21 protein-coding genes are annotated in these 26,538 nt (G+C 72.9%); 10 read left to right on the forward strand and 11 right to left on the reverse strand.

The window, feature by feature from the left end:
* Nucleotides 1-233: 233 nt before the first annotated feature.
* From dnaG to ACICHK_RS14030, 4 genes are all read right to left on the reverse strand, one after another.
* Nucleotides 234-2,135, reverse strand: coding sequence for a DNA primase (gene dnaG, locus ACICHK_RS14015; RefSeq protein WP_406837159.1), 1,902 nt, complete (start codon nucleotides 2,133-2,135; stop codon nucleotides 234-236).
* 108 nt (nucleotides 2,136-2,243) lie between these two features.
* Complete coding sequence (locus ACICHK_RS14020) at nucleotides 2,244-3,509, reverse strand: NAD(P)/FAD-dependent oxidoreductase (protein WP_406837160.1); 1,266 nt, start codon at nucleotides 3,507-3,509, stop codon at nucleotides 2,244-2,246.
* 93 nt (nucleotides 3,510-3,602) lie between these two features.
* A complete protein-coding gene (locus ACICHK_RS14025) occupies nucleotides 3,603-5,024 on the reverse strand; it encodes a deoxyguanosinetriphosphate triphosphohydrolase (RefSeq protein ID WP_406837161.1) in 1,422 nt (473 codons plus the stop codon).
* An 82-nt stretch (nucleotides 5,025-5,106) separates the two neighbouring features.
* Nucleotides 5,107-6,039 carry a sirohydrochlorin chelatase gene (locus ACICHK_RS14030; RefSeq protein WP_406837162.1) on the reverse strand — a complete coding sequence of 311 codons (933 nt, stop codon included), beginning with the start codon at nucleotides 6,037-6,039 and terminating at the stop codon, nucleotides 5,107-5,109.
* A 269-nt stretch (nucleotides 6,040-6,308) separates the two neighbouring features.
* Between ACICHK_RS14030 and ACICHK_RS14035 the strand changes: the two genes are divergently transcribed.
* From ACICHK_RS14035 to ACICHK_RS14045, 3 genes are all read left to right on the forward strand, one after another.
* Nucleotides 6,309-7,031: a vancomycin high temperature exclusion protein gene (locus ACICHK_RS14035; RefSeq protein WP_406837163.1), complete on the forward strand. Its 723-nt coding sequence runs from the start codon at nucleotides 6,309-6,311 to the stop codon at nucleotides 7,029-7,031.
* 168 nt (nucleotides 7,032-7,199) lie between these two features.
* Nucleotides 7,200-9,359, forward strand: coding sequence for a molybdopterin oxidoreductase family protein (locus ACICHK_RS14040; protein ID WP_406837164.1), 2,160 nt, complete (start codon nucleotides 7,200-7,202; stop codon nucleotides 9,357-9,359).
* Nucleotides 9,360-9,500: 141 nt separating this feature from the next.
* Nucleotides 9,501-9,692, forward strand: coding sequence for a twin-arginine translocation signal domain-containing protein (locus tag ACICHK_RS14045; RefSeq protein WP_406837165.1), 192 nt, complete (start codon nucleotides 9,501-9,503; stop codon nucleotides 9,690-9,692).
* Here the strand turns inward: ACICHK_RS14045 and ACICHK_RS14050 are convergent.
* Both ACICHK_RS14050 and cutA read right to left on the reverse strand, forming a co-directional pair.
* Complete coding sequence (locus ACICHK_RS14050) at nucleotides 9,677-10,123, reverse strand: gamma-glutamylcyclotransferase family protein (RefSeq protein ID WP_225860377.1); 447 nt, start codon at nucleotides 10,121-10,123, stop codon at nucleotides 9,677-9,679. The genes ACICHK_RS14045 and ACICHK_RS14050 overlap by 16 nt on opposite strands.
* Nucleotides 10,120-10,446, reverse strand: a complete 327-nt coding sequence (cutA, locus tag ACICHK_RS14055; protein WP_151468050.1) for a divalent-cation tolerance protein CutA — start codon at nucleotides 10,444-10,446, stop codon at nucleotides 10,120-10,122. The genes ACICHK_RS14050 and cutA overlap by 4 nt, the downstream gene beginning before the upstream one ends.
* Nucleotides 10,447-10,618: 172 nt before the next feature.
* Here cutA and ACICHK_RS14060 point away from each other — a divergent pair, with 172 nt between their 5' ends.
* Nucleotides 10,619-12,274 carry a M4 family metallopeptidase gene (locus ACICHK_RS14060; RefSeq protein ID WP_406837166.1) on the forward strand — a complete coding sequence of 552 codons (1,656 nt, stop codon included), beginning with the start codon at nucleotides 10,619-10,621 and terminating at the stop codon, nucleotides 12,272-12,274.
* A 92-nt stretch (nucleotides 12,275-12,366) separates the two neighbouring features.
* On the opposite strand, the gene ACICHK_RS14065 is transcribed toward ACICHK_RS14060, so the two are convergent.
* Complete coding sequence (locus ACICHK_RS14065; protein ID WP_406837167.1) at nucleotides 12,367-12,966, reverse strand: dihydrofolate reductase family protein; 600 nt, start codon at nucleotides 12,964-12,966, stop codon at nucleotides 12,367-12,369.
* A 496-nt stretch (nucleotides 12,967-13,462) separates the two neighbouring features.
* Here ACICHK_RS14065 and ACICHK_RS14070 point away from each other — a divergent pair, with 496 nt between their 5' ends.
* Both ACICHK_RS14070 and ACICHK_RS14075 read left to right on the forward strand, forming a co-directional pair.
* Nucleotides 13,463-13,981, forward strand: coding sequence for a hypothetical protein (locus tag ACICHK_RS14070; protein WP_406837168.1), 519 nt, complete (start codon nucleotides 13,463-13,465; stop codon nucleotides 13,979-13,981).
* A 164-nt stretch (nucleotides 13,982-14,145) separates the two neighbouring features.
* Nucleotides 14,146-14,769, forward strand: coding sequence for a class F sortase (locus ACICHK_RS14075; protein WP_406837169.1), 624 nt, complete (start codon nucleotides 14,146-14,148; stop codon nucleotides 14,767-14,769).
* A 72-nt stretch (nucleotides 14,770-14,841) separates the two neighbouring features.
* Here ACICHK_RS14075 and ACICHK_RS14080 read toward each other — a convergent pair whose 3' ends face one another.
* Nucleotides 14,842-15,624 (reverse strand): sulfite exporter TauE/SafE family protein, encoded by a 783-nt coding sequence (locus tag ACICHK_RS14080; RefSeq protein WP_406837170.1) that lies wholly within the window; start codon nucleotides 15,622-15,624, stop codon nucleotides 14,842-14,844.
* A gap of 300 nt (nucleotides 15,625-15,924) precedes the next feature.
* On the opposite strand from ACICHK_RS14080, the gene ACICHK_RS14085 reads away from it, so the two are divergent.
* Genes ACICHK_RS14085 through nirD form a run of 3 tightly spaced genes read left to right on the forward strand, consistent with a single transcriptional unit; the run spans nucleotide 15,925 to nucleotide 20,155 of the window.
* A complete protein-coding gene (locus ACICHK_RS14085; protein ID WP_406837171.1) occupies nucleotides 15,925-17,199 on the forward strand; it encodes an NAD(P)/FAD-dependent oxidoreductase in 1,275 nt (424 codons plus the stop codon).
* A complete protein-coding gene (gene nirB / locus ACICHK_RS14090) occupies nucleotides 17,199-19,796 on the forward strand; it encodes a nitrite reductase large subunit NirB (protein WP_406837172.1) in 2,598 nt (865 codons plus the stop codon). Before ACICHK_RS14085 ends, nirB begins: the two co-directional genes overlap by 1 nt.
* Entirely contained in the window at nucleotides 19,793-20,155 is a 363-nt protein-coding gene (nirD, locus tag ACICHK_RS14095) for a nitrite reductase small subunit NirD (RefSeq protein WP_151468042.1), read from the forward strand. The genes nirB and nirD overlap by 4 nt, the downstream gene beginning before the upstream one ends.
* Nucleotides 20,156-20,189: 34 nt before the next feature.
* On the opposite strand, the gene ACICHK_RS14100 is transcribed toward nirD, so the two are convergent.
* Nucleotides 20,190-21,113 (reverse strand): oxidoreductase, encoded by a 924-nt coding sequence (locus tag ACICHK_RS14100; protein ID WP_406837173.1) that lies wholly within the window; start codon nucleotides 21,111-21,113, stop codon nucleotides 20,190-20,192.
* 400 nt (nucleotides 21,114-21,513) lie between these two features.
* On the opposite strand from ACICHK_RS14100, the gene ACICHK_RS14105 reads away from it, so the two are divergent.
* The gene (locus ACICHK_RS14105; protein ID WP_406837174.1) at nucleotides 21,514-22,971 is read left to right on the forward strand and encodes a hypothetical protein; all 1,458 of its coding nucleotides are present in this window, start codon (nucleotides 21,514-21,516) and stop codon (nucleotides 22,969-22,971) included.
* Here ACICHK_RS14105 and ACICHK_RS14110 read toward each other — a convergent pair.
* Entirely contained in the window at nucleotides 22,938-24,446 is a 1,509-nt protein-coding gene (locus ACICHK_RS14110) for a hypothetical protein (protein ID WP_406837175.1), read from the reverse strand. The genes ACICHK_RS14105 and ACICHK_RS14110 overlap by 34 nt on opposite strands.
* A 115-nt stretch (nucleotides 24,447-24,561) precedes the next feature.
* A complete protein-coding gene (locus tag ACICHK_RS14115) occupies nucleotides 24,562-26,271 on the reverse strand; it encodes an LCP family protein (protein WP_406837176.1) in 1,710 nt (569 codons plus the stop codon).
* Nucleotides 26,272-26,538: the final 267 nt, after the last annotated feature.

Below are 26,538 nucleotides of genomic sequence, written 5' to 3' on the forward strand. Positions count from 1 at the left end.
TGGAGTACGACACATCGCCGCCACGAGGGGCGTGCGGTGACTTTTTGCGTCCGGTCCGTGACCGCGTGGTTACCGTCCCGGACGAGTGCGCACTTCGGCGGGGACGAAACCTCCGGGGACGGACGCGGGATCGGCGTGTGCGCCGGCCGCCTCGGCCGCCCGTCGGGCCCCTCGGGCCCCTCGGGCCCCGCCGGTCCGCTCCCGGAGCGTCCCCGGAAGGCCGCCGCGCGGCCTCAGAGGGCTTCGGCGCCCCGCTCGCGCAGCGCCTGGCCGTACTGCTGGAGCACCCACAGCTCGTTCTGCACGGCGGCGAGCTGGGCCGGGTCGCCGCCCGTGCTGAGCCGGGCGAGGGAGCCCTGGACGTCCCGGACGCGGCGGTCGACGGCACGGCGGCGGACCATGACGAGCTGGTCGCCCGCGTAGGCCTCGTCGACGGTCTTGCGCATGATCGCTTCGACGGCCAGCTCGGTGACCATCGCGCGCACCGTGTCGTCCGGGGCGGCGTCGCGGACCCGGATCAGGTACTCCTGGGGGTCCTGGACGCCGAACTCGGCCCCGCCCGCGTCCATGACGGCCTGGCGCACGGCGGCGTACGGCGGTGCGGTGAACTCGTCGATGCCGTACGCGTCGAACGCCGGTGAGACCAACTCGGGCCGCTGGAGGGCGAGTTTGAGCAGTTCGCGCTCGGTGGCGAAGACGGGGTTGCGCAGGGTCAGGGCCGGGCCGCCGGTGGGCGCCTGGGGGGCGGCGGCGTAGGCCTGCTGGGGACGGCCGACGGGCGCGGGGCCGGCGCCGCCGCGCTCACGGGCCCAACGGGCCAGCTGGGCCACCCTCTTGACGACGAACTGGGTGTCGAGGATGCCGAGCATGCCGGCGAGCTGCACGGCGACCTCGTGCTGTGCGCCGCTGTTCTTGATGCGGGCGACGACCGGGGCCGCCTCGTCGAGGGCCGCCGCGCGTCCCGCCGGGGTCTCCAGGTCGTAGCGCAGGACGATCTGGCGCAGCGCGAACTCGAAGAGCGGGGTGCGGGGTTCGACCAGGTCGGCGACGGCCTCGTCGCCTTTGGCCAGGCGCAGCTCGCAGGGGTCCATGCCGTCGGGCGCGATGGCGATGTAGGTCTCGGCGGCGAACTTCTGGTCGTCCTCGAAGGCGCGCAGGGCGGCCTTCTGGCCGGCCGCGTCGCCGTCGAAGGTGAAGATCACCCGGGCCGAGCCGTTGTCCATCAGGAGGCGGCGGAGGATCTTGATGTGGTCGCCGCCGAACGCCGTGCCGCAGGTCGCGATCGCCGTGGTGATCCCGGCCAGGTGGCAGGCCATGACGTCGGTGTAGCCCTCGACGACGACCGCCCGGCTGCTCTTGGCGATCTCCTTCTTGGCGAGGTCGATGCCGTACAGGACCTGGGACTTCTTGTAGATCGCGGTGTCGGGCGTGTTCAGGTACTTCGGTCCGTTGTCGGACTCGTAGAGCTTGCGGGCGCCGAAGCCGACGACGTCGCCGCCGATGTCGCGGATCGGCCACATGAGGCGGCCGCGGAAGCGGTCGATGGGGCCGCGGCGGCCCTCCTGCGCGAGGCCGGAGAGGACCAGTTCCTTGTCGGTGAAGCCCTTGCCGCGCAGATGGCGGGTGAGGTGGTCCCAGCCCTGGGGGCTGTAGCCGACTCCGAAGTGGGCGGCGGCGGCCTGGTCGAAGCCGCGCTCGGCGAGGAACGCGCGGCCCGTGTCGGCCTCGGGGCTGGTGTCGAGCTGCTCGGTGTAGAACCGCGCGGCCGCCTTGTGCGCCTCGACCAGGCGGATGCGTTCGCCGCGCTGGTGGGCGGGGTTGTACCCGCCCTCCTCGTAGCGCAGGGTGATGCCGGCCTGGGCGGCGAGGCGCTCGACCGACTCGGAGAAGGTGAGGTGGTCGACCTTCATCACGAACGTGATGGTGTCGCCGCCCTCCTGGCAGCCGAAGCAGTGGAAGAGGCCCTTGCTGGGGCTGACCTGGAACGACGGTGACTTCTCGTCGTGGAAGGGGCACAGGCCCTTGAGGTTTCCGCCGCCCGCGTTGCGCAGCTGGAGGTACTCGGACACCACGGCGTCGATCGGGACCGCGTCCCGAACCGCCTTCACGTCCTCGTCATTGATCCTGCCTGCCACGAGGTGATTCTACGGGGCCGCGCCGACACTCCCGGGGCGGGCGGCCGCCGGACCGGGAGCCGGGGCGCACCCCGGACCCCCGGCACGGCGGCCGGCCCCACGGGCCCGTCACGGGGCCAGGCTCTCCAGCGGGACGTGCGGGTCGGCGAGCGCGTCGGTGTCCACCCGGGCCCGGGAGCGGATCAGCTGCTGGATCGGATCCGTGACGTCCCACACGTTCACGTTCATCCCGGCGAGCAGCCTCCCCTCCTTCACCCAGAAGGCGATGAACTCCCGCTTGCCCGCGTCGCCGCGGATCACCACCTGGTCGTACGACCCCGGGGGCGCCCAGCCCGAGTACTCCAGGCCCAGGTCGTACTGGTCGGAGAAGAAGTAGGGCACCCGGTCGTACGCCGCCCCGCGGCCCAGCATCGAGCGGGCGGCGGCCGGTCCGCCGTTGAGGGCGTTGGCCCAGTGCTCGACGCGCAGCCGGGTGTCGAAGAGGCCGTGGTGGAAGGAGGCGACGTCACCGGCGGCGTAGATGTCGGGGTCGGAGGTGCGCAGCTGTTCGTCGACCGCGATGCCGCCGCCGTGCGCGCGTTCCGCCATCTCCAGGCCGGCGGCCTCGGCGAGGCCGGTGCGCGGGGCGGCGCCGATGGCCGCGAGGACGGTGTGGGCGGGGTGCTCCTCGCCGTCGTCGGTGCGGGCGGCCAGCACCATGCCGTCCTGGCCGGTGATCTCGGTGAGCTGGGCGCCGAAGTGGAAGCGGACCCCGTGCTCGCTGTGCAGCTCGGCGAAGAGCTGGCCCAGCTCGGGGCCGAGCACGTTGTGCAGGGGCGTCGGCGCGGGTTCGACGACGGTGACCTCCGCGCCGTACTCGCGGGCCGCGGCGGCGACCTCCAGGCCGATCCAGCCGGCGCCGGCGATGACGAGGTGGCCGTTGTCCCGGCCCAGCGCGGTGAGGACGCCCTTGAGGCGCTCGGCGTGGGCGAGACGGCGCAGGTGGTGGACACCGGCGAGGTCGGTGCCCGGGATGTCGAGGCGGCGCGGCTCCGCGCCGGTCACGATGAGCAGTTTGTCGTAGTGGACAAGGGTGCCGTCGTCGCCGAAGCGGACGGACCTGGCCTCACGGTCGATCGCGACGACGGTCTGGCCGAGGTGCAGTTCGATGTCGTTCTGCGCGTACCAGGCGGGTTCGTGCACGAAGACGCTGTCGCGTTCCTCCTTGCCCAGGAGGTAGCCCTTGGACAGCGGCGGGCGCTCGTAGGGGTGGTCGCGTTCGTCGCAGATCAGTATCACGCGGCCGGTGAAGCCCTCCGCTCGGAGCGTCTCGGCCGCCTTGGCGCCTGCCAGGCCTCCTCCGACGATGACGAATGTCTGATCCGCGTCGACCACTTGATGCCTCCTCGTAAGGATGTCGCCATATGCGAGCGTCCCGCACGGAGCGTGATGGGGGAAGGGGTAGTGGCCCGATCAGGCCACGCAGGGTCACCCCTGTCCGGTTCCGGGGGAACGCGTGGTGAGTCTGAGGTGCAGGGAACGCGCCGAGGCGTCCGTGAGGGACGCGATCTGGTCCACGATCACCCGCTTGCGGGCGCGGTCGTCGGCCGCCTGGCCGAACAGCGCCCGGAACTGCGGATCCAGTACCCCGGGGGCGCGGGCGGTGAGCGCCTCGGCCAGTTCGGCGACGACGACCCGCTGGTCGGCGCGGAGCAGTTCCTGTTCGGCGCGCTGCATCACGTACCGGTCGGCGACCGCCTTGAGGACGGCGCATTCCAGTCTGGCGGACCGCGGCACGACCAGTTCCGCCGCGTACCGGGTGAGGCGCCCGCTGCCGTACCGGGCGCGGGTGGCGCCCTCCGCGGCCAGGCAGAAACGGCCGATGAGCTGGCTGGTGGCGTCCTTCAGACGGGCCTGCGCGACGGCCGACCCGTCGTACCCGTGCGGCCACCACTCCTGGCCGAGGAGCCGGTCGAGGGCCTCGGCCAGCTCGGCCGGATCGGTGTCCTCGGGCACGTACCGCCCGACGGCCACGGCGAAGATCTCCCGGCGTTCCGGTCCGGAGTGCAGGCTGGCGGGGTCGATGTGGCCCGCGTGCAGGCCGTCCTCGATGTCGTGCACCGAGTACGCCACGTCGTCGGCCCAGTCCATCACCTGGGCCTCGAAGCACGTACGCGTGCCGGGGGCTCCCTCACGGATCCAGTCGAACACCGGCCGGTCGTCCTCGTAGACCCCGAACTTCGGCGACTTCGGATCGCCGGGACGGGCGCCTCTCGGCCACGGGTACTTGGTGGCGGCGTCGAGGGCGGCGCGGGTGAGGTTGAGGCCGACGCTGACGAGCCCGTCGCCCGCGGCGGCTGGGGTCATCGTGTCGCCGCGCACGAAGCGCTTGGGCTCGATCCGGGTGAGCAGGCGCAGCGACTGGGCGTTGCCCTCGAACCCGCCGCAGTCCTCGGCGAATTCGTTGAGCGCCTGCTCGCCGTTGTGCCCGAAGGGCGGGTGGCCCAGGTCGTGCGAGAGGCAGGCCGCCTCGACCAGGTCCGGATCGCAGCCGAGGGCGGCGCCCAGCTCGCGGCCCACCTGGGCGCACTCCAGGGAGTGGGTCAGCCGGGTCCGCGGACTGGCGTCCCACACCTGGACGGGCGCCCCGCCCGATCCGGCGGCGCCGAGCACCTGGGGAAGGGTTCCGGGGGTGACGACCTGGGTCTTGCCCGCGAGGCGGCGCAGGGCCGCGGAGTGCAGCACGCGTGCGCGGTCGCGCTGGAAGGCGGTGCGGCCGGGGCGTTTGTCGGGCTCGGCGGCCCAGCGCTCGACGGCCGACACGTCGTACTCGTCGCGGGCCGGGTGGGCCGGGTGGTTCTCGTGTGCCTGTGGTGCGGTCTCTTCGGTCCTCGCTGCCATGCCTTCCATACGCCGACAGTAGACGCAGGCGGTGACAATCGGGGCGGGAGCGCCGACGGCCCGGTGCCGCTTCCGGGGGGAGCCGCCGGGTTCAGGCCGGGACCAGGGTGCGCTCCGGGGCGGCTTCGGGGGCCGCCGCGGCCTGGTCGTAGCGGTGCAGGACGAGGCGGGCCATCGCCGGGTGGTCGCCCAGCGGTTCGGCGCAGATCCAGGGGGCCTCCTCGGCTACCTGCGCGGCGAAGCGGCCGGGGGCGGTGAAGTACGAGGCGACGGCGATCCGGTGGCGGCCCCGGGCGGCCAGCGAGCGCACGGCGGCGGGGACGGTGGGCGCGGCGGCGGAGGCGTACGCGGGGACGACCGGGACGCCGAGGCGTTCGGCGAGCAGCTGGGCGGTGCGGCGGGTGTCGGCGGCCGATTCCGGGGAACGGGACCCGGCGGACGCGAGGACGACGGCGCTCGTGCGGCGGGCGGTGTCACTCGTCCGGGTGCGCCATCCGGCCTCGACGAGGCGGGCGTAGAGGGTTTCCACGAGCAGCGGGTGCGGGCCGAGCGGGGCGGCGACGCGGGCGCGCAGACCGGGGACGGCGGCGGCGGTCTCGGGGATGTCGCGCCGGACGTGGTAGCCGCGGCCGAGCAGCAGCGGCACGAGGACGACGTCCTGCCGGCCGGCAAGGGAGGCGAGCGTGTCGGCGAGGAGGGGCTCGTTCAGCTCGATGTGGCCGAGGCGCACGGACAGGTGCGGGCGCAGCTCGCGGACGCGTTCGATCAGGGTGTGGACGGTGGCGAGCGTGCGCGGGTCACGGCTGCCGTGGGCGACCAGCACGAGGGCGGGCGGCGGCGGACGGCGGGTGCCGTCGGGCGAGACGAGACTGAGCCGGCTGCCGAGCTGGCCGGCGATCCGGTTCATGAGCTGCGCCGCGCTGTCCAGGTGGCCTTCGAGGGGGCCTTCGAGGTGGGCACCGCGGGGCGGCGGGCCGCCGGGGCGGTGGGGGGACGCGTCGCGAGCGGGGTTCGGGGCCGTCATGGGTCGATCCTGGCGGGAGGAGGTTGCCGGGCCGTTGCGTGGGTATGTCGGGCGTTTTCCAGTGGTTCACCGGACGGCGGCGGCCCGGTGTGAGGGTCGCGGCCCCCGGCTCCCCGCCCGCCGGAGGGCCGGGGTCGGCACGTCCGGGCGAACCGAACGACCTTACGATGCGTCTTCATCCGTCGAAGGGGAACGCGGGTCCGGCGCGGGCCCGCCGGACGCCGAGGCCGCGCGCCTTCGCGAGTGACGACACCTGGGGGACATCGACCATGCCGCGTCTGCCGCGCCCGGGGCTTGCGGTCCTCCGCGGGCTCCGTCCGCCGCGCCTGCCTCGTCTGCCGCGCACGCGCGAGGGGCGACGGCGGGCGGTGCAGGCGCTGATGGTCCTGTGCGTGCTGGCGCTGCTCCCGATGACCTGGCTGCGCCTGTCGACGGGCGACCGGCTGCGGACGACGGCGAACGCCCCGCGCACCGAGGTCGCGATCGTCTTCGGCGCGGGGCTGTGGGACGGCGAGCCGTCCCCGTACCTCGCCCACCGTCTGGACGCCGCCGCGAAGCTGTACCGGGCCGGCCGGATCGAGGTCGTCCTCGTCACCGGCGACAACAGCCGCGAGGACTACGACGAGCCCGACGCCATGCGCTCCTACCTCACCGCGCACGGGGTGCCCGGCCGGCGGATCGTCAGCGACTACGCCGGCTTCGACACCTGGGACTCCTGCGTCCGCGCCCGGAAGATCTTCGGCGTCCACGAGGCCGTCCTGATCAGCCAGGACTTCCACATCCGGCGCGCCCTCGCCCTGTGCCGGGCGGCGGGCGTGCGCTCGTACGGCATCGGCGTGGCCGCCCGGCAGGACGTCACCTGGTACTACGGCAACACCCGGGAGATCTTCGCGGCGGGCAAGGCCGCGCTGGATGCGGTGTTCGAGCCGGACCCGCGGTTCCTGGGCCCGGAGGAGCACGGGGTGGGCCGGGCCCTGGCGTCGGCCCGCTGAGCCGGGCGCCGTCGGCGGCCCGCCGGGCGCGCGGCGGCGGGTACGGCCCCGGCCGGGGTTTCGCGCGGAGGAGCTCACCGCGGGTCCGGGCCGGGCGGGAGGTGTCCGCCCCGGTGGCGTAACGCCCGCCTCCCCGGCGCGTAACACGCCCGCCGCAGGCTGGGGCCCATGACCGCCTCCGTGACGCCCACCCACTGCCCGTACTGCGCCCTGCAGTGCGGGATGAACCTGACGCCCGCGCCGGACGGCGGCGTCGAGGTGGCCGAACGGGCGGACTTCCCGGTGAACCGGGGTGCCCTGTGCGGCAAGGGGCGCACGGCGCCCGCGCTGCTGTCGTCCCGGGTGCGGCTCACCTCGCCCCTCGTCCGCACCGGGGGCGTCCTGGTGCCCGCCGGCTGGGACGAGGCCCTGTCCCGGATCGCCGAGGGGCTCGCCCGCACGCGCGCGGACCACGGACCGGACGCCTGCGGCGTGTTCGGCGGCGGCGGGCTGACGAACGAGAAGGCCTACGCCCTCGGGAAGTTCGCCCGTGTCGTCCTTCGCACCTCGCAGATCGACTACAACGGCCGCTTCTGCATGTCGTCCGCGGCGGCGGCCGGCGTCAGGGCCTTCGGTCTCGACCGGGGGCTGCCCTTCCCGCTGGAGGACGTCCCGCGGACCGGCTGCGTGATCCTCGTCGGCTCCAACCTCGCCGAGACGATGCCGCCCGCGCTGCGGTTCGTCACCGAGCTGAAGGAGAACGGCGGCACCCTGATCGTCGTCGACCCGCGCCGCACCCGCACGGCCGAACAGGCGGACCTGCACCTGGCACCGCGCCCGGGGACGGACCTGGCGCTCGCGCTCGGGATGCTCCACCTGGTGGTCGCCGAGGGGCGTACGGACGAGGAGTACGTCCGGGACCGCACGAGCGGCTGGGAGGAGGCGCGGGCGGCGGCGATGGCGCACTGGCCGGAGTACGTGGAACGGATCACGGGGGTGTCCGTTCCCGAACTCCGCGCCGCCGTGCGGATGTTCTGCGAGCCGGAGAACGCGATGGTGCTGACCGCGCGCGGGCCCGAGCAGCAGTCCAAGGGCACCGACACCGTGGGCGCCTGGATCAACCTCTGCCTGGCCACCGGGCGCCCGGGCCGGCCGCTGTCCGGGTACGGCTGCCTCACCGGGCAGGGCAACGGGCAGGGCGGGCGCGAACACGGCCAGAAGGCGGACCAGTTGCCCGGCTACCGCAAGCTCACCGACCCGGCGGCACGGCGGCACGTGGCCGAGGTGTGGGGTGTCGACCCCGCCACGCTGCCCGGGCCCGGGCGCAGCGCGTACGAGCTCCTGGACGCCATGGGGACGGACATCCGCTCCCTGCTGCTGATGGGGTCGAACCCGGTGGTGTCCGCGCCCCGCGCCGCGCACGTCGAGGAACGCCTGAGGTCGCTGGACTTCCTCGCGGTCGCCGATGTCGTCCTCTCCGAGACCGCCGCCCTCGCGGACGTCGTGCTGCCGGTCACCCAGTGGGCGGAGGAGACGGGCACGACGACGAACCTGGAGGGCCGCGTGCTGCTGCGCCGGCGCGCGCTCACCCCGCCCGAGGGGGTCCGCAGCGACCTCGACGTGCTCCACGGACTCGCCGCGCTCCTCGGGGTGGAGAAGGGCTTCCCCACCGACCCGGAGGAGGTCTTCGAGGAACTGCGCCGGGCGAGCGCGGGCGGCCCGGCGGACTACTCGGGGATCACCTACCGCCGGCTGGCGGAGGAGAACGGGGTGTTCTGGCCCTGCCCGGCCCGGGAGGACCCGGACGGGGGCACCGGGGACACGGACGCGGGCCCGGACGCCCCGGCGGACGGCGGCTCCGGCGGCGGGCACCACCCGGGCACGCCCCGCCTCTTCCTCGACCGGTTCGCCACCGAGGACGGGCGGGCACGGTTCGTTCCCGTGTCGCACCGGCCCGCCGCCGAGGAACCGGACGACGAGTACCCGGTGCTGCTGACCACCGGACGGGTGGTGGCCCAGTACCAGTCGGGGGCCCAGACCCGGCGCGTCGACGAACTGAACGCCGCCGCGCCCGGCCCGTTCGTGGAGATGCATCCGCGGCTGGCCGCCCGGCTCGGCGCGGCGGACGGGGACGCCGTGACGGTGGTGTCCCGGCGGGGCAGGGCCGTGGCACCGGCCCGGATCACGGCCGCCATCCGCCCCGACACCGTGTTCATGCCCTTCCACTGGCCCGGGGAGGGCCGCACCAACACGCTCACCAACCCGGCCCTCGACCCGGTCTCCCGGATGCCGGAGTTCAAGGCGTGCGCGGTGCGGGTGGAGCGGGTGGAGGCGGTGCGCGAGGACTGACGCCCGGCCCGGGGCGGGCGCGGCGGGGTTCCCCGCAGGCCCCGGGGTGCGCCCGTGCGGGTGGCCGTTGCGTGCGCCCGTGCGGGTGGCCGTTGCGTGCGCCCCCGCAGCCGTGGCCCCTCCCGCACCTAGGGTGCGGCCATGGCCGACCGCGACTTGACCCGACGCCGTGTCCTCGCGCTCAGCGGGGCGGCCGTCGGCGCCGCCCTGGGCATCGGGATCAGCTCCTGCTCGACGCGCGCCCCGAAGACGGACGGACACCCCGGCTCCGCTCCGACGGAAGCGCCCCCGCCCGCCGGGCGGTCCGGGCCAGGGGATCAGGACGACCGCTGACGGCGCCAGTCCCCGTCCTCGATCAGCTCACCGCCGGACCGCAGGCGGGCCGCCACCGCGGGCGCGGCGACGTACACCCAGGTCCGCACGACCGTGACGCCGTCCGCGCGCACGGCGTCCCGCGCGACCCGCTCGTACAGGCTGGTCGCGTCGCCCGGCACGTACTCCTCCAACTCGTCGAGTTCCGCGAGGAGTTCCTCGTACGCCCCGGGCCGCGCGGTCACGATCTCGCCGCACACCGCGCCGTCGGGCTCGTCGACGGCGTACGGGTATCCGGGCCCGGCGTACAGCACGAGCCCGCGCATCCGCCCCGGCTCCTCGGAGCGGGTACGGCCGCGCAGGAACAGGTCGTGGTTGGGCTCGCCGGGCCGCAGGGTGCCGTAGACGAAGAAGGGCAGCTCCGCTTCGCCGCGGGGGTCGACGGGGTTCAAGGGGCCGTCTCCTCCTCCAGCCAGCGCAGGTAGTCCGGGTTTCCCGCCACGACCGGGGTGGCGATGATCTCGGGCGTGTCGTAGTCGTGGGCGTCCAGGAGGTACTCCTCCAGCGCCGGGTAGCGCGCGGCGGTCGTCTTGAACTGGACCCTCCACTCGGCCGCGGTCTCCACCGCGCCCCGCCAGCGGTAGACGGACGTGACCGGCCCCGAGATCTGGGCGCAGGCCGCGACCCGTGCCGCCACCGCGCCCCTGGCCAGCGCCTCGGCCTTCTCCGCCGCGTCCGTCGTGGTCAGGACGGCCAGGCAGGACGGCAGTTCCATGATCGCCTCCATTCGTGGGGATACGGAAACGATTCTCGCCGTATCCCGTACGCACCACGTCATCGCTATGGACATGACATGTCATGCACCTTTAAATCGGAGCGAATCCCAGCGCCGCCCCCACAGGCCCCTCCCCCACACGCCTCTTCGAGGCACCTCCCCAAGGAGACCGATGAGTCGAATACGGCACATCCGTGGTTCCTCCCTCGCCGCCGCCGGCGCCGCCGCGACCACGGCCACCCTGCTGGCCACCCTGCTGGCCGCCGTGCTCGCCCCCGCCGCGCACGCCGACGGCGCGCCGACCCGGGCGACCGCGATCGGGAACGCGGCCTCGGCGCTCACGGCCCACGCCGCGAACCTGGGCCTCACCTCCGCCCAGCACACCACCGTGCGGGACGTCGTCGTCGACAAGGACGGCACCCAGCACGTGCGCTACGACCGGACCTACCGCGAACTGCCCGTACTGGGCGGCGACTTCGTGGTTCACCTGAGGCCGGACGGTTCGTACCGCGGCGCCGACCGTGCGACATCGAGGACGATCTCGCTGGACAGCGTCACCCCGGAGCTCTCCGGCGCGAAGGCGGCCGGTCTCGCGGTGAACGCGCTGCGCGCCGCCAGTCCCGGCGAGACGCTGAAGAGGGTCACGGCCCGGCCGCGGCTGGTCGTCGACGCCCTGCACGGCACTCCGCGGCTGGCCTGGCGCACCGACGCGGTGGGCCAGGACGGACTCGGCAACCCGGTCGCCCGCACGGTCCTGACCGACGCCCGCACCGGCGCGCGGATCGACGCGTGGGACAGCGTCGAGACGGCGACGGGCGACGGCAACTCCCTCTACGGCGGCACGGTTCCGCTGGAGACGACCGCGTCCGGATCGACGTACCAGCTCAAGGACCCGACGCGCGGGAACACGTACACCGGCGACGCGGCGAACAAGACGGACCTGTGCATCTTCGGCATCTGCTTCGTCCGTGCCCCCGCAACCCTGTTCACGGACGCCGACAACCACTGGGGCACGGGCACGACCGCCGACCGCGCCTCGGCCGCGGTGGACGCCCAGTACGGCACGAACGAGACCTGGGACTACTACAAGAACGTCCACGGCCGCAACGGCATCGCCGGCGACGGCAAGGGCTCGTACAACCGCGTCCACTACGGCAACAACTACAACAACGCCTTCTGGGACGACAGTTGCTTCTGCATGACGTACGGCGACGGTGACGGCTCGATCTTCGGGCCGCTGGTGGCGCTGGATGTCGCCGGCCACGAGATGTCGCACGGCGTGACGTCCAAGACGGCGGCGCTGACGTACTCGGGCGAGTCCGGCGGCCTGAACGAGGCGACCTCGGACATCTTCGGGACCATGGTGGAGTGGTACGCGAACAACGCCTCGGACCCCGGTGACTACCTGATCGGCGAGGAGATCGTCCGTCCCGGCTTCGGCAAACCCGCCCTCCGGTTCATGGACAAGCCCTCCAAGGACGGCAACTCGGCCGACTGCTGGAGCGGTTCGGTCGGCAACCTCGACGTCCACTACTCCTCCGGCGTCGCCAACCACTTCGCCTATCTGCTCTCGGAGGGCAGCGGGGCGAAGACCGTGAACGGCGTCGCCTACGACTCCCCCACCTGCAACGGCTCCACGGTCACCGGCATCGGCCACGACAAGGTGGGCAGGATCTGGTACCGCGCGCTGACGGTCTACATGACCTCGTCCACGAACTACGCGGGAGCGCGCACCGCCACGCTGAACGCGGCCAAGGACCTCTACGGGGCGGGCAGCACCGAGTACGCCGCCGTGGCCGCGGCGTGGTCGGCGGTCTCCGTGGGCTGACCGGTTCCGACGGGTACCCGGTCGCCGTGGGCAGGCGCCGTCAGGTTCGCCTGCCCACGGCTTGCCGTGAGCATGTCCGTCTCCGCGGGGTCCTAGTCCTCCCGGACCGGCCGGTACACGCTCACCTCCGCGCCCGTCTTCGCGGTGACGGTGGAAACGTGTTCGAGCGGGCGCTTCGTCCCGTCCTCGGGGAAGATCGACTTGCCGCCGCCGAGGATCACCGGCATCCGGATGAGCTGGAGCTCGTCGACCAGGCCCTCGGCCAGCAGGGTGCGGACGAGGGTGGGGCTGCCCATCATCGCGAGGTCGCCGCCGTCGGCCGCGCGCAGGTCACGGATCCGGGCGACGGCCTCGTCGGCCGGGATGAGCGTGGTGTTGTCCCAGGCCGCCAGCTCGGCCTCGCCGAGGGTGCCGGAGACCACGTACTTGGGCAGGGAGTTCATCCGGTCGGCGAACGGGTCGCCCGCCCGCTCGGGCCACGCGGCGGCCATCGTCCGCCAGGTGCGGCGCCCGAACAGCAGCCCCTCGGCGCCGGAGAGACCGGTCGCGAACGCGCCGCCCACGACCTCCGGGTCGAAGTACGGGTGGGACCAGCCGCCGTGCGCGAAGCCGCCGTCGGTGTCCTCCTCGGGACCGCCCGGCGCCTGCACGACGCCGTCCAGGCTGATGAACTCACTGATCACGATGCGCATGGGACTCGCTCCTCGTCGTCGTCTCGGCCGCGTCGCGCGCTCCAACCGTCGCACGCGTCCGGGTCACATGGGGGAAGACCGGCGGACCGCCCCGGAATCATCGCTCTCCCGGGGGGCCGCGGTGTGACGCGGCACACACCCTGGCACGCCTCCCGGCCGACGGCCGAGGCTTGACGGGCGGACGGGCGGACGGGCGGACGGATGGCCGGGGCCGGCCGGAGCCACCACCGGGCGAGCCGGTCACCCATTCACACCCGCGCCCCGGCTCCTTCCGGTTCCCGTGTGCGGTACACCGGGCGCAGACCGGTGACCTGCCGGAATGCCGGGGCCCCCTCCCCCTTCCGGCCCCCCGCCTGACACCCGTTCACATCATTTCTGACGCACCATCAGAGAGCGGTCGCGGTCATGTGCCACTTACCTCGGAAAAGCAGGGCGCGACCGACACTGCGGCACTTGGAGGTGCCGCGGGCCGCACCCCCTCGGAGGAGCTGGCACGATGCGACGTACCGCCCGGCTGCTGACCGGTACCGCGCTCGCCGTCGCCGTCGCGGGACTGGCCGCCGCGCCCGTGTACGGCGAGGACACCGGGAGTCTGGAGGTGTTCCCCTCCAGCGTCGTCCCGGGCGCCGACGTCACCGTCAACACGGCCGCGTGCGGCTCGGACGGCACCGCGAGCGGGGACGCCGACGCGGTGGGCGGCGGTTCCTTCACGCTCGCCGCCAGCGCGCACGAGCACGACGCGATCGGCCAGTTCCAGGTACCGCCGAGCGCGCAGCCGGGGACGTACGAGATCGTCGCGACGTGCTCCAACGGCCGGCGCGTCACCGGCGACCTCCTGGTGACCCTGGCCGCCGCGCGCGAGCAGGTGCAGCCGCGCGGGCATGTGGACACGGGTGTCGGCGGCGCGCTGGGCCCCGACCCCGTACAGACCGCGGCGGGAGTGGCGGCGCTGGCCGTCGCCGCCGCGGGCGGTACCTGGCTCCTGCATCGCCGGGCGAGAGGCGACGGGATCTGACGGACACCCTCCGCGGTCCGTCCGCCGGTACCGCCGTCCCTCCCCCTCCGTGGCCCGACGCCCCTCGCGGCCCGGAGGGGGAAGGGACCGGCACCCCAGCACACCCCCGGCCGTCGCGGTCGCCGGCCGGCCCCGCCCCGGAAGGAAACCCGTGAGGAGGCCTCGTGCGCCGGGTCAGCAACGCCGCCATAGCGTCGGTCACCCTCGTCGCCCTCTGCTCGGGTGCCTGGCTGCTGAGCAGCGGCACCGAGGCGCACCCGCCGCCCCAGCCGTCCCCGGCGCAGGCGGCGGCCTCCGGGGACGGGGCGCGGTCCGCCGCCGCCGCGATGCCGCACTCCCCGCCGGACCGCATCCGCATCCCCGCGATCGACGTGGACGCGCCCCTGATCGGCCTCGGCCTCACCCCGCAGGGGAGCCTGGACGTGCCGCCCGCGCGGAAGAAGAACCTGGCGGGCTGGTACGAGGCCGGGACCAGCCCCGGTGAACGCGGCACGGCGATCGTGGCCGGGCACGTCGACAACGCGGAGGGCCCCGCCGTCTTCTACGACCTGGGCTCCCTCCGCAAGGGCAGCACGGTCGAGGTGGACCGGCTCGACGGCAGGACGGCCGTGTTCACCGTCGACGCGGTCGAGGTGTACGACTCCCGTTCCTTCCCCGACGCCAAGGTGTACGGCGCCGCGCACCGGCCCGAACTGCGGGTCATCACCTGCGGCGGCGGCTACTCCCGGACGACGGGCTACCAGGGGAACGTGGTCGTCTTCGCCCACCTCACCGGCAGCCGCCGGTAGTCCGGGCGGACCGGGGACCGCGGCCGGGACTCGGACTCGGGATCGGGCTCAGGTCCGGACTCGGGATCGGGCTCAGGCGAGCCACTGCTGGTACGCCATGTTCGCCACCAGCGCGAACACCACCGTCAGCAGCACCGCCCGGACGAACCCGCTGCCCTGCTTGAGGGCGGTCCGCGCCCCCACCGTGCCGCCCGCCAGATTGAACAGGGCCATCAGGGCGGCCAGCTGCCAGAACACCGTGCCCTTCCAGGCGAAGGTCGCGAGGGCGCCCGCGTTGGTGCAGCAGTTGACGATCTTGGCGGTGGCGGAGGCGGTCACCAGGTCGAGGTGGAGCAGCGCGGTGAGGGCGAGCACGAGGAACGTGCCCGTGCCGGGGCCGATGAGCCCGTCGTAGAAGCCGATGCCGAGGCCCGCGAGCCCGATCGCGGCGAGGACGCGGCGCGCGCTGACCGGGGTGGTCGGCGGCGCCGTGCCGAAGGCGGGACGCAGGATCACGAAGGTGCCGACGGCGAGCAGGACGACCATGACGACCGGCTTGAGCACGTCGGTGCTCAGCCCGGCCGCGACGAACGCGCCCGCCGTCGAACCGGCGAGGGCCGCGAGGCCGATCCGCACGGCCAGCCGCACGTCCACGGGTGTCTTGCGCGCGTACGTCACCGCGGCCCCCGTGGTGCCGACGATCGCGACCGCCTTGTTCGTGCCGAGCGCGTACGCCGCCGGGGTGCCGGCGGGCAGCCCGAGCAGCATGGCGGGCAGCAGGAGCAGCCCGCCTCCGCCGACCACGGCGTCGATCCAGCCGGCCGCCAGGGAGGCGGCGCAGAGCAGGAGAATCATGGTCAGCGATATGTCGGGCATGATCGCGACCCTATGGGACCGGTGGATGTGCGATGCACGGACCCCGGGAGGCTTGAGGTACTCCAGAGGTTCGCGCCGCGAGCCGCCACGGAACGGGATCCCGCCACGGCGGTCGGGGGGCCGCCCCCTCCTCCGCCCCGGACCCTCACGGCCCGCTCCGCGTCCGCCCGAGCCCTCACGGCCCGCTCGGGACCCGCCGCAGGACCCTCACATCACGGTCCCGCTCCCGCTGAGGGCAGCGTTCCTCCCGGGAAACAGAGGTGATGCCACCGGGTAACACCGGCACCGCACGGTGTGGTCATGACCTCGAATACGCGTGTGGTGGTGATCGGCGCCGGCCTCGCGGGCGTCCGTCTCGCCCGGCGGCTCGGCGAGCTCGGCGGATCCGCGCTGGTCGTCGGCGAGGAGGAGCACCGGCCCTACAACCGGGTGCTGCTCGCCGAGGTGCTGGCCGGACGCTACGAGCCGGAGGTGATCTCGCTCCCGGCCCCGCCGGAGCTGGTCCGCGCCAAGGCCACCGGCATCGACCGCCTCGCGCGGACCGTGCGCTGCGCGGACGGTACGGAGATCGCGTACGACACGCTGGTCCTGGCCACCGGCTCCAACCCGGTCCTGCCCCCGCTGCGCGGCCTGTTCACGGACCTGCACCGCGCGGGGCACGGCGCCCCCGGCCACGAACTGCCCGAGGGCGTGCACGCGTTCCGCACCATGGACGACTGCCTGGGCCTGTCGAAGGCGGTGCGGCCGGGGGTGCGGGCGGTCGTCGTCGGCGGCGGTCTGCTGGGGGTCTCCGCGGCCCGCGCGCTCGCCGTGCGCGGCGCCCAGGTGGTCCTCGCCCAGCAGGCCGAGCGGCTCATGGAGCGCCAGCTCGACCCGAGCGCCTCGAAGCTGGTGCTGCGGCACCTGAGGGACCTCGGCGTCGAGGTGCACACCGAGTGCCGGGTGCGGGACGTGCGCTGCCCGGGCGGCGCGGTCCGCTCGGTGGAACTGGCCGACGGCTACGCGCTCGACGCCGACCTGGTGGTCCTGGCCTGCGGGGTGCGTCCGCGGACGGGCCTCGCCGAGGAGGCCGGGCTCGCCGTCCACAAGGGCGTCCTGGTCGACGACGAACTGCGCACCAGCGACCCGCACATCCGCGCCGTCGGGGACTGCGTCCAGCACGCCGGCACGGTCTACGGGCTCGCCGCCCCCGCCCTCGAACAGGCCGACGCCCTGGCCGAGTCGCTCGCGGGCGGTACGAACGCCCGCTACACCGGCACCCGTTCCCTGACCCGGCTCACCCTGACCGGGCGGGACACCGCCACCGGCCCCGCGGCCACCGGCCCCGCGCCCTTCGACCTGGCCGTGTTCGGCGAGACCGAACCGCGCCCCGGCGACGACGTCGTCCAGCTCACGGACGCCACCCGCGGCACCTACCGCAAGGTCGTCGTCCGCGACGACCGCCTGGTCGGCGGGGTCCTCGTCGGCGAACTCGGCACCGTCGGCGCGCTCGCCCGCGCCTGGGAGGGAGCGGAGCCGCTCCCCACGAACGGCGCCCCCCTGCTCCACCTGCTCACCAACGACGGAGGCTCCTGATGACTGCCACCCCGGGGGCCACCCCCACGATCGTGCTCGTCGGCCACGGCATGGTCGGCCAGCGCTTCCTGGAGGCGCTCGCCGAACGCGGCCTGACCGCCACGCACCGCGTGGTCGTACTGTGCGAGGAACCGCGCCCGGCCTACGACCGCGTCGCCCTCACCTCGTACTTCTCCGGCCGGACGCCCGAGGAACTCTCCCTGACCGACATGGAGTTCATCCGGGAGCACGGCATCGAGCTGCACCTCGGCGACCCGGCGGAGACGATCGACCGCACGGCCCGCGAGGTCACGGCCCGCTCCGGACTCGTCGTCGGCTACGACACCCTGGTGCTCGCCACCGGCTCCTTCCCCTTCGTCCCGCCGGTCCCCGGCAAGGACGCCGAGGGTTGTTTCGTCTACCGCACGATCGAGGACCTGCTGGCCATCGAGGAGTACGCGAGGTCCCGGGCGACGACCGGAGCCGTCGTCGGCGGCGGTCTGCTGGGCCTGGAGGCCGCGGGCGCGCTCAAGGGCCTCGGACTCACCAGCCACATCGTGGAGTTCGCGCCCCGGCTGATGCCGGTGCAGGTCGACGAGGGCGGCGGTGCCGCGCTCCTGCGCACGATCGAGGACATGGGCCTGGCCGTCCACACGGGGGTCGGCACGCAGGAGATCGTGGTCGGCGAGGACGGCGCGGTCACCGGGATGAAGCTCTCCGACGGATCCGAACTCGCCGCCGATCTGGTGGTGTTCTCCGCCGGCGTCCGACCCCGCGACCAGCTGGCCCGGGACTGCGGCCTCACGGTCGGCGAGCGCGGCGGCATCACCGTCGACGAGCAGTGCCGTACGGTCGGCGACCCGCACGTGTTCGCGATCGGCGAGTGCGCGCTGGCGGCGGACGGCCGCGTGTACGGCCTGGTGGCGCCCGGTTACGAGCAGGCGGAGACGGCCGCGGCGACCATCGCCGAGGACGAGCGGGCGTTCACGGGCGCGGACCTGTCCACCAAGCTCAAGCTGCTGGGCGTCGACGTGGCGTCCTTCGGCGACGCCCACGGCACCACCGAGGACTGCCTGGACGTCGTCTACTCCGACTCCCGCGCGGGCCTGTACAAGAAGCTGGTCATCGGCCGGGACGGCACGCTGCTCGGCGGCATCCTGGTCGGCGACGCGGAGGCGTACGGCACGCTGCGGGCGTTCACCGGCTCGGTCCCGCCCGTCTCGCCGGAGTCGCTGGTCCTGCCGGCGGGGGCGGGCGCCCCCGTGCAGCTCGGCCCCTCCGCGCTGCCGGACGAGGCGGTGATCTGCTCCTGCCACAACGTCACCAAGGGCACGATCCGCGGCGCGGTCACCGAGCACTCCTGCACGACGGTCCCCGAGGTCAAGAAGTGCACCAAGGCCGGTACGGGCTGCGGGAGTTGCGTCAAGGTCCTCGGCCAGCTGGTCACCGCCGAGCTGGAGGCGAGCGGGGTCGAGGTCGACAAGGGCCTGTGCGGCTGCTTCGGGCAGACCCGCGAGGAGCTGTACGAGATCGTCCTGGCGCTCAGGATCACCTCGTACCGGACGCTGCTGGACCGGTACGGCCGCGAGGACGCCCGGGGCGGTGACGGCTGCGAGGTCTGCAAGCCCGCCGTCGGCTCGATCATCGCCTCCCTCGCCCCGACGATCGGCGCGGACGGCTACGTCCTGGACGGCGAACAGGCCGCGCTCCAGGACACCAACGACCACTTCCTCGCCAACCTCCAGAAGAACGGCTCGTACTCGATCGTGCCGCGCATCCCCGGCGGCGAGATCACCCCCGAGAAGCTCATCGTGATCGGCGAGGTGGCGCGGGACTTCGGGCTCTACACGAAGATCACCGGCGGTCAGCGGATCGACCTGTTCGGCGCCCGGGTGGAGCAACTGCCGCTGATCTGGTCCCGGTTGGTGGACGCCGGTTTCGAGTCCGGGCACGCGTACGGGAAGTCGCTGCGGACGGTGAAGTCCTGTGTCGGGCAGACCTGGTGCCGCTACGGCGTGCAGGACTCGGTCCGGATGGCGATCGACCTGGAGCTGCGCTACCGGGGTCTGCGGTCCCCGCACAAGCTGAAGTCGGCGGTCTCCGGCTGCGCCCGCGAGTGCGCGGAAGCCCAGTCGAAGGACTTCGGCGTCATCGCCACCTCCAACGGCTGGAACCTGTACGTCGGCGGCAACGGCGGCGCGACCCCGCGTCACGCGGACCTGCTGGCGCAGGACCTGTCGGACGCCGAACTGGTCCGTCTCATCGACCGCTTCCTGATGTTCTACATCCGCACCGCGGACCGCCTGGAGCGCACCTCGACCTGGCTGGAGCGGATCCCCGGCGGCCTCGACCACGTCCGCGAGGTGGTCGTGGAGGACTCCCTCGGCATCTGCGAGGAGCTGGAGTCGCTGATGACCGCGCACGTCGCGAACTACCGGGACGAGTGGGCCGAGACCATCAACGACCCGGAGAAGCTCTCCCGGTTCGTGTCTTTCGTGAACGCCCCCGACACCCCGGACCCGGTCGTCGGCTTCGTCCCCGAGCGCGACCAGATCAAGCCCGACCTGCCCCTGCTGACCATCGGCACACGGCCCCTGGAAGGAAGTGCCCGACGATGACCCTGGCGCCCGAGACGACCCGGCCGGCGACGGCCCTCACGCTCCAGCTCCTGCTGGACGACGACTGGTTCACGGTCTGCGAGCTGTCCCTGCTGACCCCGGGGCGGGGCGTCGCCGCCCTCCTCCCGGACGGCCGCCAGGCCGCCCTGTTCACCGACCGCGCGGGACGCACGTACGCCATCGACAACCGTGATCCGTTCACCGGGGCGGCGGTGCTCTCCCGCGGGCTGACCGGCACCCACCAGGGGCGCCCGTTCGTGTCCTCCCCGCTGCTCAAGCAGCGCTTCGACCTGGAGTCGGGGCGGTGCCTGGACGACGAGGACGTGCGGGTGGCGACGTACGAGGTGCGGGCCGCCTGAGCCGGTCCGGCCCGGGCGTCCGGGCCCGTCAGCCCTAGAGCCCCTCGTAGACGACGCCCGTCAGCCGCTCCGAGGCGGCCCAGAGCAGTTCCGCCCTGGTGTCGTCGCGGGTGCGGCCGGCCCGCCAGGACGTCGAGGGCGCGCCCCGCCACATCGCGAAGGACGGTCCGACGAAGGTGTCGGGCCGCACACCGGGCGCGGTGGCCGCGTACAGGGTCGGCAGGGCCCCGGCATCGGCGCTCTGGCCGAGGACGCGGTTGCCGATCTCCATCAGCCGCTCGGCTCCCCTGCGCCCCTCCAGCCGGGGCCCCGCGGTCTGCAGACCGGTGGAGGCGTACCCGGGGTGCGCCGCGGCCGCCACGACATCGGATCCGGCCGCGGACAGCCGCCGCGCGAGCTCGTGCGTGAAGAGGAGGTTGGCGGTCTTGGACCGGCCGTAGGCGATCCACCTGCGGTAGGTCCCCCGCTCGCCGCCGGGGTCGTCGGGATCGAGGTCGGCCAGTGCGTGCAGCATGCTCGACACGGTGACGATCCGGGCGCCGGGGGTCTTCGCGATCACCGGGAACAGCAGCCCGGTGAGGGCGAAGTGCCCCAGGTGGTTGACCCCGAACTGCGTCTCGAACCCGTCCGCCGTCGTCCCGTACGGCAGCGCCATGACGCCCGCGTTGTTCACGAGCAGGTCGAGACGGCCGTACGGGAAGGAGTCCGCGAACTCCCTCACGGACGCGAGGTCCCCGAGGTCGAGGCGGGCGGCCTCCACCTCGGCGCCGGGCACTTCGGCGGCGATCCGGTCGGCCGCCGCCCTGCCGCGCGTCTCACCGCGGCAGGCGAGCACCACCCGGGCGCCGTGGCGCGCCAGTTCGCGCGCGGTGACGAGACCGAGCCCTCCGTTGGCCCCGGTGACGACGGCGACCCGCCCCCGCTGCCCGGGTATGTCCTTCGCGCTCCAGCCACCCATGTCCCGCCCCTCCCGCCGCCCCGACGCCCCGACGCCCCGACGCCCGCCTCAGCCTAGGCCCTGTCGTCACATTCCCGTCGTCGCCCGAAGGGCGGCCCTGCGGCGTCCGGTGCGTGCTCTGGGGGTCCCCCCGGCCGAAGGCTGGGGGAGTGCCGGGCGGAAGTCCTCGTACTGGGCGTACTTGGGCTTTCGCCCGGTGCGGCGAGTGGGGGTACCCCCTGCTCGAAGAGCTTGGGGGAGTGCCGGGCGTCGCGGGGCAGGCGGGAATTTGACGACAGGGCCTAGGGGCGCCGCCGGGCCCGGCGCCCGCGTTTGCGGGGTGCTCCGACCAGGTGAACAGTGGATATGCGGGCCCGCAACGGATGAAGCAAGCACCACGCGAAGCGCATCTGGAGCCATCATGGCCAGAACCTCCAGGCGACGCGCCGTCCACAACGTCAACGCATCCTTCTTGGCCGTGACGCTCGCGTTCCCCGTGGGTCTGACGAGCACGGCAGCGGTCCTCCAGGCCCCCGGTACGAGCGGGACGTCGGCCGTCGGGACGACACCGCCCCCTTCACCACCGGACACCCCGCCCCCCGCGTCGACGCCGAGCGTCACGCCCACGCCCAGCGGCACCACCTCCACGCCGAGCGTCACGCCCACGCCGGACGGCGGAACCTCCACACCGGACGGCACCTCGTCGGACGAGGAGAACACACCGGGCACTGACCGGTCGTCACAGCCACCGGGTTCCACCGACACGGACCAGGGTGACGCCGACCCCCTCGCGCAGCAGAAGCGGCAGATCGACGACACCGCGACGCGCCTGAACGGGACGAGGGACGACGTTCCCGACGAACTCACGCCGACCGTCGACGAGTTGGTCACCACGCTCGAAGCGGTCAAGGACCCCGGCACGTCGCTGCGGGACAGACAGGGGGTCATCGAGAGCGTCGACCACCTGACCACGGCGCTGAGGGCCACGGGTGACGACGCCACGCCCCCGCAGCTGCGGAAGGAGCTGACCGCGCTCGTGCGGCAGATGTCCTCGGCGCTGAAGGTGGGTTACGACGCGCAGGTGCCGGCCGAGGAGCGGTCCTCCGACCTCGTGATCATGAAGAACACGACATCCGCGCTGGACATGATCTGCGACTCCCGGACACCGGCGAAGCTCCGAGGACAGCTGCTTGCGATCTCGGAAGGGCTGAGCGGCGCGGTCGCGGGGGGCCGTCAGACGGCCTCGCTCCGCGGGTTCGAGGGGCACATGGGCGTCGTGCAGGCCGACGTCGCCGCCCTCCCGGAGACGTCACCGGCGAGCGCCGCCGCGGCGATGCCTCCGAAGAACCGGGCCGAGCTCGTCCGGCTCGTGTACGAGCAGAACGAGAAGCTGCGGGTGGCCCGCGACCCCGAGGCGTCGTCGAAGGACCGGGCCGAGGCCGAGAAGGACATGCGGGACCGGTCCGCCCGTATCAGCGACAAGCAGGAGGAGACCGCGGCGGCCCAGGGGCGGCCGGAAGACCCCCTCGGCAAGGCGGCCGAGGTCTGCACCAACGCCATATTCGTGTCGTCGGCCGGGAGCGAACTGCCCGAGGAGCTGAAGGACCTGGTTCCCGGCAGCTGGCGCCCGCAGGGGATCAAGGACTTCTGGAAGAGCAAGGAGAAGAGCAACACCCTGCTCGACGTCCTCGCCGAGTTGCGGAACGACAAGAACGTCCACGCACCGATCGAGATCGCGCCGCTCGTCACCGGGCTCGCCAGGGTCGTCCCGGGGAACGACCTGTTCTCCACCATCGGCGAGCGGGCTTCGTACTGCCAGTCGACCGCCGTCTACCTCGACGAGGACTACGGGGTCAGCGTCGGGACCTGGCTCGAGTAACCCGGTGGCAGCAGGGGGGTCGGGGGAGCCAGCAGTTCCGCGAGGGACACCTCGGAATTCACATCCGCCTGCGCGGCCCCGTATCTCCCCCATTCCCTCTTCTCCTTCCCCACCCCGCCCGCCTTCCCTCTGAAATCGTACGGAGAGATCAGCGAATCGGGAATGCGCCCCGGGGACCAGAACGCCGTCACATAGCGCGGCTTCCGCGTCAGATTGACGAGATTGTCGTTGTGCCACACCCTCCCGTGGTAATAGATCTGCGAGAGGCACCCCTTTTCCGGAGAGCAGTAGTATTGCTTGTCGTACTTGTCCCATGAATAGTGGGGAACTTTGAACTCGGCCACGTCGATCTTCCCCCGGTCCTTCCTCATGTACGAGATCGTCAGATCGACGCCGAGGATGTCGTACTTGGCGTTCTTGGGCACCTGCACCACATGCTTGCGCGTGTACTCCTCCCCGATCTCGAGCCGGTTGCCGGGACCGTAGAAATGCCCGCTGCTGATCGTGGTGTACGTGAGATCACCGACGTAGAGTTCCGATTCCCCCGTGTCCTCGCCCCGCCGGCCCGCGCTGTCCCGCCACTCCCGCGTCAGATCCCTGTCGGGAGGGTTCTCGGAGTACACGGCCCCTCTACCGAAAACCCTGTAACTGTCGTTCAGGATGTACACCGGAATCCCGCCCGTGTTCTTCATGTAGAGCGTCAGCGGCACCTGGAGGAATCCGAGCGAACGGTCCGTCCGCGCTTTTCCGAATTCCGCCTTCAAAGTCAGGTGCATCGGGGCCGCCGCGGGCTGGTACATGGTCGAGTACGCCAGGCTGACACCGGTCAGGAGCGCGGTGACGACCACTCCGGCCGCGAACCTCTTGGGCTGCGGGACCTCCTTCCACGATCTGTTGCGCACGAGGAGGCACAGGGCCCACACGGACCAGCACCAAAGGGGCATGAAGACCAGCACGTAGGGCGTGAACTCCGTCTCCTCGAGCCACATGAACAGCAGCAGGCTGTCGGTGGCCAGCGCGATGAGCACGCCGAGCAGGACGATCGCCCCGGAGGCGCGGAACTGCCGTTTCCCCCCGTAGTCGAGTGCCGCGACGGCCGCCGCGCCCAGCACCGCGCCCGACAGGACGAACAGGATCCCGTTGATCCGCTGCGCGAAGGTCAGGGCCCCGAGGGCGTCCGGCCACCCGACGACCACGTTGAGGGCCATGGACGCGAGCAGCCCGGCCACCATGAACGCGGTGACCGCGTACCGCCTGCCCGGGCGGTCGGGCCACGTCCCGCTGTCGCCTCCGCGCCAGCAGAAGGCCGCCGTGTCGTCCAGGTCCAGGTCCTCCGGGTGGCCGAGGCGCCCGAGGATCCTCCGCAGTTCACCCGCCGACCAGGCACGGCCCACCGTCTCCTCGCCCACGACGACCCGCCGCAGCCCACGGCTGTCCGGTGGCTCGACGACGACCCAGGGACGGATGCTCCTCATGATCCCAGGCTGGAACCCGCGACGGCCCGGTGCACCCGGGGCTACCCCGTTCGGCCCCGGGGCCCGGGCCCCGGGGCCCGTCCGACGTTTCCCGTCTACCGTCCTCCGTCCTCCGTCAGCCGACGCACACGTTCTTGTCGGCTTGCGACTGCGGGACGCCGGCCGGGGGCTCGGCCCGGCCGGTGACAGGCACTCCGGGACCCTTGAAGTCACGTCCGAGGGTGAGGGTCATGTCGGTCCCGGCTCCTGAACCGCCCTTGCCGGGGTGGAGCGCCGAGGCGGACAGGCCCATCATCGCGGCGAGGGCCCGGGCCTGGCCGGCCTGGTCGGGGCCGTAGGCCAGGGTCGTACGGTCCTGCCGTACCCCGGGGGCGTTGCCGCCGTTGGTGGAGTGGGCGACGCCCTTGGTGTTCTGCAGCCACTCCAGGGTGGTCTGCGCCGAGCCCTGGGGGCCGCCGCCGTTGTAGACGGTGACCCGGACCTGCGACGGGTCCGCCTTGGGGCCTTTAAGCTTGGCGTCGGAGGCCTTGGCCTTCTTCTTGACCTCGGTCAGCGAGACGTCGTTCTTGAGCGCCGAGAAGAGCGCGGGCGCCCTGGTCCCGTCGACCACGACGGTCCTGTGGTTCTTCCCCTCGGCCGGATTGTCGACGACCGGCAACGTCGTGAAGGTGATGTGCTCGGGATCGACCTGGTTGAGGTCCTTGGCGAGGGCGGTGAGCTTGTCGACGCCGCCGATGCCGGTGTCCACGGTGAGCGACTTGGTGGCCGCGTTCGCCAGCTTGAAGAGCTTCCGGGGATCGGTGAGGGTGTTGCCGGACTTCATCTGACGGATCATCGAACTCAGGAACTGCTTCTGGAGGTCGATGCGGTCCAGGTCGCTGCCGTTCTTCAGCGAGTGACGGGTCCTGACGAACTGCAGGGCCTGTTCGCCCTGGACGGTGTGCGGCCCGGCGGGCAGTTTCAGGTGAGAGCCCTGACCCCGCTCGTCCGTGTCGTCGATGTCATGGGTGAGGCAGATCGGTACGCCTCCCACAGCCGTGGAAAGGGTCTTCACCGCCTCGAAGTTGACCAGGATGAAGTGGTCGACCGGCAGGCCGGTGAGCGCGGTGACGGTCCGCATGGTGCAGCCCGGGTCGCGGCCCGCCTGCCCGAGGCTCTCGTTGAAGCGCGGACTGTACGTCGCCTTGGGCGTCCCCTTGATCGTCTTGATGGAGCCGTCCTTCTGCTTGGTCGGACAGGCCGGGATGCCGGTGACCATGTCGCGCGGGATGCTCATCGCCGTCGCGTTCGACCGGTCCTTCGCCACGTGGAAGAGGATCGTGGTGTCGGCGTGGCCCACGCTGCCGGCGTCCCCGTACTTCCCGCCCAGGCCTATTCGGCTGTCGGTGCCGATGACCAGGATGTTCACCGCGTCGTCGCTGGTCGCGTTCTTGCTGCCCGCGGAGCCGACGTCCACCGTGCTGATGTTGTCGTTGAAGTGCCGGTACAGCAGATAGGCGCCGGCGCTGCCCGCCACCAGCACGAGACCCAGCGTCCCCGCGGTCCACATCAGGACCTTCCGCTTCGTGGACCGCTTGGCCTTCCGGGACCTCCCCGCGCCGCCGCGGCGGGTGCCCCCGCCCGTGCCGCCGCCCTCGGTGCCGCCCTCGTCCGGCTCCGGGGCGGACCGCCGCTCCCCCTCGCGGCGCGCGCGACGGCCTCCCTGCGCCGGCACCGTGGCGGCCGGGGCGTCGCCGGTGCCCTCCCGCAGCCGGTAGTCACCCGTCTCCGGGTCGAGGACCCACTGGTCCGCAGGGTCGATGTTCCTGCCGCCTTGCGTGTCCACGGTCCTCCATCTGCGCTGTGTCGCCCCCTCACGGGGCCCTGCCACCCGGCCCGTACCGGATCCGCCCCGGGGCCGGCCTCGGGACACCTGTTCGGACATGCGAATGCGGCCGATGGTTGCATTCGGGTGACGTACAACAACACTGCTGGACAAGGAGCTTGGAGTGTGATCCGACGACGGGCGGCTGCGCGAGCCGGGGACCCGGGTGCGGGACCCCGGAAAACACCCGAAGGGGCGACACCCCCCGCACAGGGTGGACGGCTGACT

This window comes from Streptomyces sp. AHU1 (genome assembly GCF_045343905.1).
Taxonomy (GTDB): Bacteria; Actinomycetota; Actinomycetes; order Streptomycetales; family Streptomycetaceae; genus Streptomyces; species Streptomyces triticiradicis.